Below are 16,843 nucleotides of genomic sequence, written 5' to 3' on the forward strand. Positions count from 1 at the left end.
GCGCTGACGAGAATCGTCAGAAACTTCCCCCGCGTGGCCGTTGCCGCCGCCGCCGCCCTCGTCCTGAGCGCGTGCGGTGGTGGCGCCGAGAAGACCGAGTCGAAGCCGTCCGGCGAGGCGACCGCGAAGTCCGGGGCCTTCCCGGTCACGGTCGACCACAAGTACGGCAGCACGACCATCGAGGCCGAGCCGAAGAAGGTCATCACCCTCGGTCTGTCGGACCAGGACGCCGTGCTCGCCCTCGGCGTGAAGCCGGTCGGCGCCGTCGCCTGGTTCAAGGAAGAGCCGTTCGGCAAGTGGCCGTGGGTGAAGGACCAGTGGGGCTCCACGCCGCCGCAGCTCGTCGGTGAGCGCGACGAGTACAACATGGAGAAGATCGCGGCCCTCAAGCCGGACCTGATCATCGCCCAGTACTCGGGCATGAAGAAGGAGCAGTACGACACCCTGTCGAAGATCGCCAAGGTCGTCGCGCAGCCCAAGGGCGCCGAGGACTACCAGGCGTCGTGGCAGGTCATGACGAAGCAGATCGGCAAGGCGCTGGGCAAGGACGCCGAGACCGACAAGCTCATCTCCGGCATCGACGCCCGCTTCAAGGCCGTCCGTGACAAGCACCCGGAGTGGAAGGGCAAGACGGTCGCGGCCGGCGAGCCCTACGAGCCCGGCAAGTTCTCCGCGTTCTCGCCGAAGGACCCGAAGGTCGCCTTCCTGACCGAGATGGGCTTCACCACCACGGACCTCTACCGCACCACGCTGGGCAACGACGTCATCGCCGACCTCAGCTTCGAGCGCTTCGACGTCATGGAGGCCGACCGCACCGTGTGGCTCGGCACCGCCGAGACCGAGGCGCAGCTGAAGGCCGACCCGCTGTACACGAAGACCAAGGTCAACCAGGAGAAGCGGGACATCTTCCTGCCCTACGAGGGCCCGGACGTCGGTGCCGCGCTCTCCTTCAACACCGTGCTGAGCATCCCGTACGCCATCGACCAGGTCGTGGCGAAGCTCGAAGCCATCAAGTAACACCACCGACGCGCGACCAGGGAAAGGCCCTCTGAACGATGTTTGATGCCGCGTCCGACCGGATTCCCGCGACCGGGACTCCTGTCACCGGTGGGCAGTCAGGAATTTGGCTCGCCCAGCAGATCGAGCCCGACAGCTCGGCCTTCAACGTCTCGTTCACCCTGGAACTGCGCGGCGACGTCGACCTCGACCACCTGGCCGCCTCCGTGCGGCAGGTGGTCGAGGAGGCGGACTGCCTCCACGTCGTCTTCGGGACGGACGCGGACGGCATCCCCCACCAGCTCCCGCACCGCTTCCCCGTCGACATCCCCGTCGTCGACCTGCGCGCGGAAGCCGACCCCGAGGACGCCGCCTGGGAATGGATGCGCGCCCACCGCGCCCGCCCCCTGGACCTCGCGGCCGGTCCGCTGTTCTCCCACGTCCTGCTCCGCCTCGCCGACGACCGGGTGCTGTGGTTCCAGTGCTACCACCACCTCGTCATCGACGGCCTGAGCATCGGCCTGCTCTCCCGCCGGGCCGGTGAGCTCTACACCGGCGCCCGACCCGTCGCCCCCGTCGCCTGGGACGTGAACCGTCTCGCGGCCTCCGAGCGCGCCTACCGGGCCTCCGAGGCGTACACCGCCGACCGGTCGTACTGGTTGGAACGCTTCGCCGACCGGCCCCGGCCCGTCCGCCTCGTCGAGCCCGGCCAGAAGATCATCACGCGTCGCTACCGGCGCACCACCGAACTTTCCGTGGCGGCCACCGACCGCCTCAAGGCCGCCGCCCAGGTCTCCGGAGTGCGGGTGTCCCGCCTGCTGGTCGCCGCCGTGGCCGCCTACCTGCACCGCACCACCGGCGAGCAGGACCTCGTCCTCGGCCTGCCCGTCACCAGCCGACAGGACCGCTCCGTCCTGGGCGTCCCGGGCATGGTCTCCAACATCGTGCCGCTGCGGCTGTCCGTACGCCCCGGGACCACCGTCGCCGAACTGCTGGCCCAGACCGACGAGCGGATCGGCGAGGCCGTCACCCACGGCCGCTACCGCGCCGAGGACCTGGCCAAGGAGCTCGGCCTCGTCGAGGGCGTGCCCGAGCTCGTCGGCCCCACCATCAACATCCTGCCGGGCACCGACTGGCTGCGCTTCCGCGACCACCAGTCCGACCTGCGCCCCCAGTGGCTCGGCGCGGTCAGCGACCTCGCGGTCAGCGTCGGCGAGTCCGTCCGCGGCGCCGTCCGCGTCCTCTTCGACGCCGACGCCGACCAGTGCTCGGAAGAGGAACTCGTCGCCCACCAGGAGCGCTTCGGCACCCTCCTCGACGCCTTCGCCGAGGACGCCGCCCGGCCCATCGGCCACCTCGAACTCACCACCCCCGCCGAACGCGCGCTGCTGCTGGAGGACTTCGGGGTCTCCCCGAGCGAGTCCCCCGAACTGTCCTGGCCCGCCGCCTTCGAGGCACAGGTCCGCCGCAGACCGCAGGCCGTCGCCCTGGTCTGCGAGGACCGCGAGCTGACCTACGCCGAACTGGACGCCGCCGCCAACCGGCTCGCCCGCCTGCTCGCCGCCCGCGGCGTGGGCGCCGAGGACGTCGTCGGCGTGGCCCTGCCCCGCTCGCCCGAGCTCGTCACCGCCCTGCTCGCCGTGATGAAGGCCGGCGCGGCCTACCTGCCGCTGGACTCCGACCACCCGCAGGACCGCCTCGCCTACATGCTCCAGGACGCCGGGGCCCGTTCCGTCGTCACCGCGCGCGAACAGGCCGCGGGCCTGCCCGAACTCCCGGGACTGGACCCGCTCCGGCTCGACGACCCGGAAACGGCCGCCGCGCTCGCCGCGCAGGACCCGGCCCCGCTCGGCCTGGACGTCCCGCTCGACCGCGCCGCGTACGTCATCTACACCTCCGGCTCCACCGGCCGCCCCAAGGGCGTCGTCGTGCCCCACGACGGCGTCGGCAGCCTCATCGCCACCGCCACCGAGCGGATCGGCATCACCGCCGACAGCCGGGTCGTGCAGTTCGCCTCCGTCGGCTTCGACGTGACGGTCTGGGACCTGATCATGTCGCTGTGCGTCGGTGGACGGATCATCGTCGTCCCCACCGAACGCCGCGTCGCGGGTCCCGCGCTCACCGAGTACATCGCGGAGCACCGGGCCACCCACATGATCCTGCCGCCCTCACTGGTGTCGGCGATGCCGCAGGACTGCGAGCTCCCCGAGGGCGCCGTCCTCGTGGTCGGCACCGAGGCCGTGCCGAGCGAGCTCATCGCCCGCTGGTCGCACCGTCTGCAGATCGTCGTCGCCTACGGCCTGACCGAGGCGAGCGTCAACTCCACCCTGTGGCTCGCCCGCCCCGACTGGCAGGGCCCCGTCCCGATCGGTGAGCCCGACCCCAACACCCGCGCCTACGTCCTGGACTCCGCCCTGCGGCCCGTCCCCGTCGGCGTCGAGGGCGAGCTGTACGTCGCCGGCCGCGGCCTGGCCCGCGGGTACCTCGGCCGCTTCGGCCTGACCTCCGAGCGCTTCGTCGCCGACCCGTTCGGCGAGCCCGGCACCCGCATGTACCGCACCGGCGACCGGGTCCGCTGGACCGCCGGGGGCAACCTCGACTTCCTGGGCCGCGCCGACGGCCAGATCAAGATCCGCGGCCACCGCATCGAGCCCGGCGAGATCGAGAGCGCCTTCATGGCCTGCTCCGGGATCGCCCAGGCCGCCGTCCTGGTCCGCGAGGACCAGCGCGCCGCCAAGCGGCTCGTCGCCTACCTCGTCGCCGACGCGTCCCTGGACGCCGCCGGGGCCGAGGCGGCCGTCACCGCCGCCCGCGCCGAGGCCGCCCAGGGCCTGCCCGACTACATGGTCCCGTCGGCCGTGGTCCGCATGGACGGCCCGCTGCCCCTGACCCCCAACGGCAAGCTCGACGCCCGCGCCCTGCCCGACCCGCGGTGGACCGCGATGACCGGCGGCGCGGCCCCCACCACGCCGGCCGAAACGGCCCTCGCGGGCCTCTTCGCCGACGTCCTCGGACTGCCCACGGTCGGTGTCCACGACAGCTTCTTCGAGCTCGGCGGCGACAGCATCGTCGCCATCCAGCTCGTCACCCGCGCCCGGGCCGCCGGACTGGCGATCAGCCCCCGCGAGGTGTTCCGCCTCCGCACCGTCGCCGCCCTCGCCCGCGCCGCCGGCGACGCCCCGGCGCCGTCCCGCGCCGCCGCGGAGCTGCCCGAGCCGTTCTCCCTGGTGCCGCTCACCGCGCAGGACCGGAGCGACTTCGCCGAGGGCATCGGCGAGCTGCTCGACGTGGTCCCGGCCACGCCGTTGCAGGAAGGATTCTTCTTCCACGCCGTCATGGACCGCGACGGCGCCGACGGCTACGCCGTCCAGGACACCGTCGAGCTCGGCGGCGACGTCGACCCCGAGGCCCTGCGGGCCGCCGTCCAGCGGCTCCTCGACCGGCACCCCCTGCTGCGCGCCGCCTTCCGCCAGCATCCCGACGGCCCCGTCGTCCAGGTCATCGGCGCCGACGTCGCCGTGCCCTGGCGGTTCACCGACCTGAGCGGCCAGGACGCCGACCGGCAGCGCGCCGCGGTCCTGGAGACCGCCGCCGCCGAGCGCGACCACGGCTTCGACCTCGGGGCTCCGCCGCTGATGCGCGCGGCCCTGGTCCGACTCGGCGCCGAGCGCTCCCTGCTGATCCTGACGATGCACCACATCATCGTCGACGGCTGGTCCGTCTCCCTGGTCATGCGGGAACTGCTCGACGGCTACCGGCCCGGCGCCCCCGCCGCGGCCGTCGCCGTCGACCCGGCCTACCGCGCCTACACCGGCTGGCTGGCCGGCCGTGACCGCGAGCTGGCCCGCGACGCCTGGCGCGACGCCCTCGCCGGCCTCGACGCGACCGACGGACTGCCGTACCGCGCCGGGGAGCCGGCCGGCGCCGGATCCGGCCGGATCACCGTGGAGCTGACCGCCGCGCGGACCGAGGCGCTCACCGCCCGCACGCGGGGCCTCGGGCTCACCCTCGCCGCCGTCGTACAGGGCGCGTTCGGCCTGGTCCTCGCCGACGTCCTCGGCGCCCAGGACCTGGTCATCGGCACCACCGTGTCCGGTCGCCAGGCGCCCGTCGAGGGCATCGAGTCCCTCGTCGGCCTGCTCATCAACACCGTGCCCGCCCGTCTGGGCGCGCGTCCCGAGCAGTCCCTGGCCGAGGTGCTCGCCGCCTTCCAGGACGGCCAGGCCGAACTGCTGGACCACCAGCACCTCGGGCTCGCCGAGATCCAGCGGGCCGTCGGCCGCGGCGACCTGTTCGACGCGCTCGTCGTGGTGGAGAACCTGCCCGACGCGGGAGACGTGTCCGACCCGCGGGGTCTCGTCCGGATCCTCGGATCCGAGATCGACGACTCGGTGCACTACCCGCTCGCCCTCACGGTGATGCCCGGCGAAACGATCCGCCTCCAGCTCGACCACGACCCGGCCCGCCTGGACGCCCGCGCGGCGGCCCGGTTCGCCGACCGACTGCTCGCCTTGCTGGAGCAGGTCACCACCGACCCGGAACTGCCCGTCGGCCGGACCGCCACCCTGTCCGCGGACGAACGGCGCACCACCCTCGCCGCCCTCGCCGGAGCCGAACGGCAACTGCCCGCCGGCACCGTCCACGGCGCGTTCGAGGAACAGGCCCGCCGAACCCCCGACGCGGTCGCCCTCGTCGACGAGGACGGCCGGACCACGTACGCCGAACTCGACGCCCGCGCCGAGGCGCTGGCGCACCGGCTCGTCGCCCGCGGGGTGTCCGCCGAATCGGTCGTGGCCGTCGCCGTGCCGCGCTCCGCCGCCTCCCTCGTCGCCCTGCTGGCCGTCATGAAGGCCGGCGCCGCCTACCTGCCCGTCGACGTGGACTACCCCGCCGACCGGGTCCGCCACATGCTGTCCGACTCCGGTGCCCGCACCGTCGTCACCACCGGGCCCGCCCTGGCGAAGCTGTCCGCCCTCGACGACGTCACCCCGGTCCTGATCGACGAGACCGATGCCGGGACCGACGCCGCAAGCACCGCCGCGCTCGCGCCCGTCGACCCGGACGGCGCCGCGTACGTCATCTACACCTCCGGCTCCACCGGTCTGCCCAAGGGCGTCGTCGTCCCGCACCACGCCGTCGTCGGCCAGCTCGCCTGGACCGCCGCGGAGTTCGGCTTCGGACCCGGCGAGCGGGTGCTGCACCAGTACTCGACCAGCTTCGACCCCTCCGTCCAGGAGATCTTCGTACCGCTGATCACCGGCGGCACCGTCGTCATCGCCCGGCCCGACGGCCACCGCGACCCGGCCTACCTCGCCGACCTGATCCGCGCCGAGCGCGTCACCAACGTCGACCTGGTGCCCTCGCTGTACACCGCCCTGCTCGCCGAGGAGACCGAGGGCGCCCCCTGGTGGGCGAGCCTGCGCCGCGCCTTCAGCGGCGGTGAGGCACTGCCCGTCCCGCTCGCGCGCCGCTGGCAGGAGCGCACCGGCGTGCCCCTGCACAACGTGTACGGGCCCACCGAGGCCGTCATCCAGGTCACCAGCTGGCAGGCCGGCGCCGAGTCCGCCGACGCGGCCACCGTGCCCATCGGCCGGCCCGTGTGGAACACCCGGCTGCACGTCCTCGACCGGTACCTGCGCCCGGTCGCTCCGGGCGAGCCGGGCGAGCTCTACCTCGCGGGCGCGCAACTCGCCCGTGGCTACCACGGACGCACCGCGCTCACCGCGGAGCGGTTCGTCGCCGATCCGTTCGGCACTCCGGGAGCGCGGATGTACCGCACCGGAGACATGGTCCAGTTCAACGCGGACGGTGTGCTCACCTATCTCGGGCGCTCCGACCATCAGGTCAAGATCAGGGGAAACCGGGTGGAACTCGGCGAAATCGAAGCACGGCTGCGGGACGAGCCGGCCGTCGGCGACGCGGTGGTCGTCGCCCGCGACGACGAGCGCGGGGTCAAGCAGCTGGTGGCCTACCTGGTCCCGACCCCCGGAGGCCGCGCCGACGCCCTGGACACCGAGGCCGTGCGCGCCGCGCTGACGGCCAAGCTGCCCGCGCCCATGGTGCCCAGCCACTTCGTCGCCCTCGACGCGCTGCCGATGACCCCCGGCGGCAAGACCGACCTGAAGGCCCTGCCCGCCCCCACGGTCCGCCGCAAGGCTGCCGCCCGCACCTCCCGCGAGGGCCGCGAGCAGCAGCTCTGCGCGATCTTCGCCGAGGTCCTCGGCCTCGACGCGGTCGACGCCGACGAGGACTTCTTCATGCTCGGCGGCGACAGCATCCTGTCCATGTCCGTCGCGAGCCGGGCCCGCAAGGCCGGCCTGTCGGTCAGCCCCCGCGAGGTCTTCGAACACCGCACCCCGGCCGCCCTCGCGGCCGCCACCGGCGCCGCCGACACCGCGACCGCCCCGGCCGCCGACACCGACGGCGTCGGCGACATCACCCTGCTGCCGATCGTCCACCAGCTCCGCGAGGACGGCGGCCCCATCGGCCGGTTCAACCTGTCGATGCTGCTCCAGTCGCCCGCGGCCGCCGACGCCGACACCCTGGCCCGGGTCCTCCAGGCCGTCCTGGACCACCACGACGGCCTGCGCACCCGCCTGACCCGGATGGACCTCGGCCCGGCCATCCCGGCCCTGTGGTCCGCCGTCACCACCCCGGCCGGCAGCGTCGACGCCGCCGCCCTGCTGCACTGCGTCGACGCCACCGGTCTCGACGACGACGCCCTGCGCGCCCTGATCACCGCCGAGTCCGACGCCGCCGCGGGCCGCCTCGACCCCGACAGCGGCGCCATGGTCCGGGCCGTCTGGTTCGACGCGGGCACCGACACCCCCGGCCGGCTGCTGCTCGTCGTCCACCACCTGGTCATGGACGGCGTGTCCTGGCGCGTCCTGCTCGGCGACCTCGCCGCCGCCTGGGACGCCGAGGTCCAGGGCCGCCGACCCGAGCTGGAACCCGTACCCTCCTCCCTGCGCCGCTTCGCCCGGGAGGTCGCCGAGCAGGCCACCTCCCCGCAGCGGCAGGCCGAACTCCCTTACTGGGTCAAGACCCTGGCCCCCGGCGCCGAACTCGTCCCCGGCGCCGACCGGAGCGGCACCGCCGGCGAGGCGCGGGACCACACCGTCACCCTCACCACCGACGAGACCCGCGCCCTGCTGACCGCGGTGCCCGCCACCGCCGGCGCCGACGTCACCGAGGTCCTCCTCGCCGCACTGCGCCTGGCCGTCTCCCGGCGGCGCGCCGACGCCGGCGGCGACCCGGCCGCCGACCTGCTCGTCGACCTGGAGCGCCACGGCCGCGACGGCACCGCCCTGGACCTGTCCCGCACCGTGGGCTGGTTCACCGGCCTGCACCCCGTCCGGCTGCCCGCAGCCGACGGCGCCCTGGACACCCTCAAGGCCGTCAAGGAGTCCGTCCGCTCGGCACCCGACTCCGGCGCCGGATACGGCATGCTGCGCTACCTCAACCCGCAGCTCGCCCCCGTCTTCGCGCAACTGTCCACCGCCCAGGTGCTGTTCAACTACTTCGGCCGGCTCCCCGCCGACCAGGCCGTCGACTGGGCGCCCGCCGCCGAGTCCGACGCGCTGTCCGTGGAACCGGACGAGGGCCTGGCCATGCCGTACCCGCTCCAGATCAACGCGGTCTGCGCGGACACCCCGAACGGCCCCGAACTGCGCGCCACCTGGACCTGGCCGGCCGGCCGGACGCTCGGCGAGGACGACGTCCACGCCCTCGGCCTGGCCTGGACCGACGCCCTGCGCGAACTCATCGCCCAGGCCGCCGGCTCCGACTCCGCCGCCGGCTCCCTGACCCCCTCCGACCTGCCGCTCGTCCAGCTCACCCAGGCCGAGATCGACCGCGTCGCGCAGGTCAGCCCGGTCCCCGTCGCCGACATCTGGCCGCTGTCCCCCCTCCAGGAGGGCATCCACTTCCACGCCAGCTACGACACCGACGGCCTGGACGTCTACACCGCCCAGGACTGCTTCGACTTCGGCCACCGCCTGGACCTGGACCGGCTGCGCGCCGCCACCGCCGCACTCCTGGCCCGCCACCCCAGCCTGTGCGCCGGCATCACCTCCGACGGCCTGCCCGCCCCCGTGCAGTTCGTCGGCCCGGCCGCCGAGGTCCCCGTACCGCTCACCGAGACCGACCTGACCGGCCTCACCGAGGAACAGCGCGCCACCCGCCTCACCGAGATCGCCGACGCCGACCGGCTCCGCCGCTTCGACCTGGCCTCGCCCCCGCTGTTCCGGCTCCGGCTGATCCGGCTCACCGAGAACACCGACCGCCTCATGCTCAGCCACCACCTGGTGGCCTGGGACGGCTGGTCCCAGTCCCTGTTCCTCGACGAACTCCTCGCCCTGTACGCGGCCGCCGGCGACGACACCGGCCTGCGCACCCCCGGCAGCTACCGCGACTACCTGAGCTGGCTCGCCGAGCAGGACTTCGACGCCGCCCGCGCCACCTGGAGCGCCGCCCTCGCCGGACTCGACGAGCCCACCCTGGTGGCCCGCGGCCGCGGCGGCGAACCCACCATCCCGCGCCGGCACGCCCTCGACCTCGGGACCGACCTCAGCGACCGGCTCCGCGGCACCGCCCGCGAACACGGCCTGACCATCAACGCGGTGCTCTCCGCGGCCTGGGCCCTGGTGCTGTCCGCCGCCGTCGGCAGCGACGACGTCGTCTTCGGCGCCACCGTCGCGGGCCGCCCGGCCGACGTGCCCGGCGCCGACACCACCATCGGCATGTTCCTCAACACCGTCCCGCTGCGGATCTCCCTGCGCCCCGAGGAGTCCGTCGGCCAACTGCTGCGCCGCGTCCAGACCGAGCGCATGGCGCTCATGGACCACGAGTACCTGGGCCTGGCCGAACTCCAGCGGGCCGGCGGCCACCCCGTGCTGTTCGACACCCTGTACGTGCTGCAGAACTTCGCCGACGAGGGCGCGTTCCGCGAGCTCACCGACCGGCACGGCATCACCGGAGTGGGCAGCGTCGACGCCACCCACTATCCGATGACCCTCATCGTCAACCCGGCCGAGCGCGTCCAGGTCAAGCTGGAGTACCGCCCCGACCTCATCGACGACGACCGGGCCGTGGCCACCCTGAACCGCTACCGGACCCTGGTCGAGCGCCTCCTCGGCGACCTCACCGCCCCGGTCGGCACCCTGGACCTGCTGCTCCCCGACGAGCACGCCGACCTGACCGCCGCCTGGGCGGCCAGCAACGAGCCCGTCCCCGACGAGACCGTCGCCGACCTGCTCGCCGGCCAGGTGGCCCGCACCCCGGACGCCGTCGCCCTCGTCTTCGGCGACACCGCCCTCACCTACGCCGAACTCGACGCCCGGATCAACCGCACGGCCCGCCTGCTGCTGGCCCGCGGCGCCGGCCCCGAGCGGACGGTCGCCCTCGCGCTGCCCCGCTCCATCGAGATGGTCGTCGCCCTGTTCGCTGTCCTGCGCACCGGAGCCGCCTACCTGCCGCTCGACCTGGACCACCCGGCCGACCGGCTCCGCCTGATGGTCGAGGACACCGGGCCGCTGTGCCTGCTGACCACCCTCGCCGTCGCCCCGACGCTGCGCGTCGAATCCGGGCCGCTCGCCCCCGAGGTCGCCCTCGACGACCCCGCCGTCGTCGCCGAGCTGGCCGCCCTGCCCGACACCGAGGTCACCGACGCGGAACGCCCCGCGTTCGCGCACGGCGTCCCCGGCCGGCTGGAGCACCCGGCGTACGTCATCTACACCTCCGGGTCCACCGGCAAGCCCAAGGGCGTCGTCACCCCGTACCGCGGCCTGACGAACATGCAGCTCAACCACCAGGTCGAGGTGTTCGACCCGGCCATCGCCGCCACCGGCGGCCGCCGCCTGCGCATCGCGCACACCGTCTCCTTCGCCTTCGACATGTCGTGGGAGGAGCTGCTCTGGCTCGTCGAGGGCCACGAGGTCCACGTCTGCGACGAAGAGCTGCGCCGCGACGCCGAGGCCCTGGTCGCCTACTGCGACGACCACCGCATCGACGTCGTCAACGTCACCCCGACCTACGCCCAGCTGCTCATCGAGGAAGGCCTCCTCGCCCACGACGAGACCACGGGCAAGCACCGTCCCGCCCTCGTACTGCTCGGCGGCGAGGCCGTCTCCGACACCGTCTGGACCCGCCTCGCCGAGACCGACGGCACCTACGGCTACAACCTGTACGGCCCCACCGAGTACACGATCAACACCCTCGGCGGGTCCACCGCGGACAGCGCAACCCCCACCGTCGGCCGCCCCATCCGCAACACCCGCGGCTACGTCCTGGACGCCATGCTGCGCCCCGTCCCGCCCGGCTGCCCCGGCGAGCTGTACATCGCCGGCACCGGCCTGGCCCGCGGATACCACGACCGGCCCGGCCTGACCGCCGAGCGGTTCGTCGCCGACCCGTTCGGCGCCCCCGGCGAGCGCATGTACCGCACGGGCGACCTCGTACGGCAGCGCCCCGACGGCCTGATCGACTTCCTGGGCCGCACCGACGACCAGGTCAAGATCCGCGGCTACCGCATCGAGCTCGGCGAGATCGCCACCGCCCTGTCCGCGCACCCCGACGTGGCCCACGCCGCCGTCGTCGTCAACGAGCGGGCGGCGGGCAAGCGACTGGTCGGCTACGTGGTCCCCGAGGACGGCGCCGAACGCGGCGAGGCCCTCGCGCAGAGCCTGCGCGAGCACCTCAAGGCCTCGCTGCCCGACTACATGGTCCCGGCCGCCCTGGTCGCCGTCGACACCCTGCCGCTGACCGTCAACGGCAAGCTCGACACCAAGGCCCTGCCCGCGCCCGAGTTCGCGGGCGCCGGCGCCGGCCGATCCCCACGCACCCCGCGGGAGGAGACCCTCTGCGCCCTGTTCGCGGAGGTGCTCGGCCTCACCGAGGGCAGCGTCGGCATCGACGCCAACTTCTTCGAGCTCGGCGGACACTCGCTGCTCGCGACCCGACTGATCGCCCGGGCCCGCACCGCGCTCTCCGCGGAGCTCGCCATCCGGGACCTCTTCGAGGCCCCGACCGTCGCCGAACTCGTCGAGCGCGCCGCCGGCTCGCAGGCCGACGCCCGCCCCGCCCTGGTGGCCGGCGAGCGCCCCGACGAACTGCCCCTCTCCCACGCCCAGCAGCGCCTGTGGGTCATCCAGCAGCTGGAGGACACCTCCGCCGCGTACAACTTCCCGCTCGTCATGCGACTGCGCGGAGACCTCGACGTCACCGCCTGGCGGGCCGCGCTGGCCGACGTCACCGACCGCCACGAGGCCCTGCGCACCCTGTTCGTCGAGCGCGACGGCCGGGCCCACCAGCGGGTCCTGCCCGCCGGCCGGTCCCAGCCGCCGGTCGAGCACCTGCGCGCCACCGAGGAGGAGGCGGGCGCCCTCGTCGACGCGGCGATCAACCGGCCCTTCGACCTCGCCCGCGAACTGCCCCTGCGCGTCACCGTCATCGAGGTGGCGCCCGAGGAGCACGTCGTCGTGATCCTGCTGCACCACATCACCACCGACGAGTGGTCGGACCGCCCCTTCCTCGGCGACCTGGCCGCCGCCTACGCCGCACGCCGGACCGGCCGCGCCCCGCACTGGGAGCCGCTGCCCGTCCAGTACGCCGACTACGCGCTCTGGCAGCAGAAGCTGCTCGGAGACCCGGCCGACGCGCAGAGCCTGGCCGCCCGCCAGCTCGACCACTGGCACCGCACCCTGGACGGCGCCCCCGAGGAACTCGACCTGCCCACCGACCGGCCCCGACCGGCCCGCCCCGCCTTCACCGGCGCCGAACTCGACATCGAGTTCGACGGCCGGGCCTACCAGGACCTGAAGCGGCTGGCCAAGGACAACGGCGTCAGCATGTTCATGGTGGTCCACGCGGCCGTCGCGACGCTGCTGCACCGCCTCGGCGCCGGCACCGACATCCCGCTCGGCTCGCCCATCGCCGGACGCGGCGACGAAGCCCTCGACGACCTCGTCGGCTTCTTCGTCAACACGCTGGTCCTGCGCACCGACCTCGCCGGCGACCCCACGTTCACCGAACTGCTCGCCCGGGTCCGCGACACCGACCTGGCCGCGTTCTCGCACGCCGACGTGCCCTTCGAGGCCGTCGTGGAGAAGCTCAACCCGACCCGCTCGCTGGCCCGCAACCCGCTGTTCCAGGTGATGGTCGGCTACCACGCCCGCACCGAGGGCGAACTGGACCTGGCCGGCCTGGGCGTGGAGTACGTGCCCTTCCGGATCCGCTCCGCCAAGTTCGACCTCGTGTTCAGCTTCACCGAGCAGACCTCCGCCGACGGCGAGGCCGGCTCCCTGGTGTGCCGTCTGGAGTTCGCCACCGAACTCTTCGACCAGGACACCGCCGAGCGGATCGGCGAACGCCTCGCCGTCCTCACCGGTGCCCTCGCCGCCACCCCCGACCGGCCGGTGTCCGCCGCCCCGCTCCTGGTGGGCGACGAACGCGCCCTCGTCCTGGACGGCTTCAACGGCGGCCCCCGCGAGGTCGACGAGCTGTCGTTGCCCGCCCTGTTCGCCCGGCACGTCGCCGAGCGGCCCGACGCGGTCGCCGTCGTCGACCGCGACACCCACCTCGACTACGCCGCGCTGGACGCCCGGTCCAACCAGGTCGCCCACCTGCTGGCCGCCCGGGGCGTCGGCGTCGAGAGCGTCGTCGGCGTGGCCGTGCCCCGCTCGGCGGACATGATCGCCACCGTGCTGGCCGCGCTGAAGCTCGGCGCCGCCTTCCTGCCGCTCGACCTGGTCCACCCCCAGGACCGGCTCGGCTACATGATCGAGGACTCCCGGACGACCCTGGTCGTCGGCACCGAACCGGTGGCCGGGAAGATCCCCGCCACGGACGTCCCCGTCCTCCTGCTCGACGCGCCCGGCACCGCCGCCGCCCTGGCCCTCCAACCGACCACCGCGGTACCCACCCCGCAGGTCGCCCTGGACCAGGCCGCGTACGTCATCTACACCTCCGGCTCCACCGGCCGGCCCAAGGGCGTCGTCGTCCCCCACGAGGGCATCTCCAGCCTCGTCGCCACGGCCGTCGACCGGATGGGTCTGGAAGCCGACAGCAGCGTCCTGCAGTTCGCCTCCATCGGCTTCGACGTGTTCGTCTTCGAACTCGCGATGGCGCTCTGCCACGGCGGTCGCCTCGTCCTGATCACCGACGAGGCACGCGTCGCCGGACCGGCCCTCACGGACTTCCTGGCCGACCACGCGATCAGCCACATGATCCTGCCGCCGTCCCTGGTGTCCGCGCTGCCCGCCGACTGCCGACTGCCCGAGGGCTCCACCATCCTGGTCGGCACCGAGACGGTGCCGCCGGACCTCTTCGAGCGGTTCGGCGCCACCGCGAACCTGATCTGCGCCTACGGACTCACCGAGGCCACGGTCAACTCAACCCTGTGGCCCTCGCGCGGCGCGGAGCTGCGGCCCGGCGCCCGCGTGCCGATCGGCGCCCCCGACCCCAACACCCTCGCCTACGTCCTGGACGACCGGCTCCAGCCCGTCCCGCCCGGCGTGGTCGGCGAACTGTACGTGTCCGGACGCGGCCTGGCCCGTGGCTACCTCGGCCGGTTCGGCCTGACCGCCGAGCGGTTCGTCGCCGACCCGTTCGGCGCCCCAGGCAGCCGCATGTACCGCACCGGTGACCGGGCCCGCTGGCGCCGCGACGGGAACCTCGACTTCCTGGGCCGCGTCGACACCCAGGTCAAGATCCGCGGATTCCGCATCGAACTCGGCGAGATCGAGGCCGCGCTCGTGGGACACCCGGCCGTCGGCCAGGCCACGATCGTCCCCGACCGGGCCGGCGACATCGTCCGCCTCGTCGGATACGTCGTCCCGGAGAGCGGCGCGCTCGACCCGCAGGACGTCCGGGCGCACGTCGCCGCGCAGCTGCCCGAGTACATGGTGCCCGCGCTCGTCGTCACCCTGGACGGCCCGCTGCCGCTGACCCCCAACGGCAAGCTGGACCACAAGGCGCTGCCCGCGCCCGACTGGTCCGGGATGACCGGCGGGGCCCGCCCGGTCGGCGCCACCCAGGCGAAGCTCGCCGGCCTGTTCGGCGAGATCCTCCAGCTCGACGAGGTCGGCGTCCACGACAACTTCTTCGCCCTCGGCGGCCACTCCATGGCCTCCATGCGCCTCCTCGGCCGCATCCGCGCCGAGTTCGGGGTCGAACTGAGCATCCGCGACGTCTTCGACGCGCTGACCGTCGCCGGCCTCGCCACCAAGCTCGACGGCGCCGCCGCCGCCCGCCCGGCCCTGCGCCCGGCAGGCACCGACCCCGACGCCGAAGCGGCCGCCCCGGCGCCCGTCCAGCGCTGGCAGTGGTCGGCGCACCGGCGGTGGGAAGGGTTCGACCACGGCCTGGTGCTCCGCTCGCCCGGCGCCCTGGACGCGGCAGCCCTGGCCGCCGCCCTCGACGACGTCGTCACCCGGCACGAGCCGCTGCGCACCCGCTTCACCGAGCAGGACGGCGCCGTACGCCGCGAACCCGCGGCCCACCCGACGCTGGAGACGGAATCCTGCGCCGACCTCGACACCCGGCTCGGCGAACTCGCCGCGCTGCACCCCGACCTGACGCGCGAGGCGCCGCTGCGGGCACGACTGCTCACCGGCGCCTCCGGCGAACAGGCCCTGCTGATCACCGCGCACTACCTCGCCGTCGACGAATGGTCCGTGGTCCCGCTGTTCCGCGACCTCACCGAGGCCTACGAGGCCCGCGAGCAGGGCCGGGCCCCCGGCTGGGAGCCGCTGCCCGTCAGCTACTCCGACTACGCGGCCTGGGCCGAGCGGGTCATCGGCGTTCCCGCCGACCCCGCCGGCCTCGGCGCCCGCCAGCTCGCCTGGTGGCAGGAGAACCTGGACGGCGTCCCGGAGCAGCTCGCGCTGCCCGTGGACCGGCCCCGCCCGCAGGCCCCGGACGTGCGCGGACCGGGCGGCGACTACGTCTCCTTCGTCCTGGACGAGCAGCTGCACGCCGACGTCGACGCCCTCGCCCAGTCCACCGGGACCAGCATGTTCATGGTGCTGCACTCGGCCCTGTCGGCCTTGCTCACCGCCCACGGTGCGGGCACCGACCTGCCGATCGGTACGATGGTCGCCGGCCGTGGCGAAGAGCAGCTCGCCGACCTCGTCGGCTGCTTCTTCAACACCGTGGTGCTGCGCACCGACACGGCGGGGGACCCCACCTTCGCCGAACTGCTGGGCCGGGTGCGGGAGATCACGCTCAGCGCCCTGGACCGGCAGGACGTCCCGTTCGACGCGGTCGTCCGTGCCACGGCGCTGCCCGACGGGGGGCCGCAGGTCATGGTCATCCACCACGAACAGGCGGACCTCGGACAGTTGGAGGGCGGCGTGGGCTCCTTCCACGCGGTGCCGACCGGCTCGGCGAAGGCCGAGCTGACGCTCAGCTTCTACGAGCCGCGCGGCGACGGTCCGGTCCACTGCGAACTGATCCACGCCACCGACCTGCTCGGTCGGGCCAAGGCCCGCCGGCTCGCCGAAGAACTTCACCGGTTGCTGCGCCATGTGGTGGCCGAACCCGGACAGCCGCTCTCGGAGCTGTTCACCGTTATGTCCATGAGGAGTGAGAACGCATGACCACCAACCCGTTCGAGGACCCGCAGGGCCGCTTCCTGGTCCTCGTCAACGACGAGAACCAGCACTCGGTCTGGCCGGCCTTCGCCCAGGTGCCGGCGGGCTGGCGGACCGTCTTCGGTGAGGACACCCGGGACGCGTGCCTGACCTACGTCGAGACCAACTGGACCGACCTGCGCCCCGCGAGCCTGGCCGCCCAGCAGGCCTGATCCCGCTCCCGGCACCACGACGCCGCCCGCGGTGAGGAACCCTCC

3 protein-coding genes are annotated in these 16,843 nt (G+C 73.9%); all 3 read left to right on the forward strand.

All coding sequences use genetic code 11. The annotated features are described in order from the left end of the window. The first annotated feature begins 33 nt into the window (after window positions 1-33). Genes ACFVS6_RS33380 through ACFVS6_RS33390 form a run of 3 tightly spaced genes read left to right on the forward strand, consistent with a single transcriptional unit; the run spans window position 34 to window position 16,798 of the window. Entirely contained in the window at window positions 34-1,017 is a 984-nt protein-coding gene (locus ACFVS6_RS33380; protein WP_389709874.1) for an iron-siderophore ABC transporter substrate-binding protein, read from the forward strand. Between the two features lie 38 nt (window positions 1,018-1,055). Further along, window positions 1,056-16,592, forward strand: coding sequence for an amino acid adenylation domain-containing protein (locus ACFVS6_RS33385; protein ID WP_389709876.1), 15,537 nt, complete (start codon window positions 1,056-1,058; stop codon window positions 16,590-16,592). Further along, window positions 16,589-16,798, forward strand: coding sequence for an MbtH family protein (locus ACFVS6_RS33390; protein WP_281205492.1), 210 nt, complete (start codon window positions 16,589-16,591; stop codon window positions 16,796-16,798). Before ACFVS6_RS33385 ends, ACFVS6_RS33390 begins: the two co-directional genes overlap by 4 nt. The last annotated feature ends 45 nt before the right edge of the window (window positions 16,799-16,843 follow it).

It is taken from the genome of Streptomyces sp. NPDC057939 (assembly GCF_042887545.1).
Taxonomy (GTDB): Bacteria; Actinomycetota; Actinomycetes; order Streptomycetales; family Streptomycetaceae; genus Streptomyces.

What these genes read in the sequence shown, in the direction of transcription:
- ACFVS6_RS33390 (WP_281205492.1), top strand. Translation starts at nt 16,589, where the DNA reads ATGACCACCAACCCGTTCGAGGACCCGCAGGGCCGCTTCCTGGTCCTC.
- ACFVS6_RS33385 (WP_389709876.1), top strand. Translation starts at nt 1,056, where the DNA reads ATGTTTGATGCCGCGTCCGACCGGATTCCCGCGACCGGGACTCCTGTC.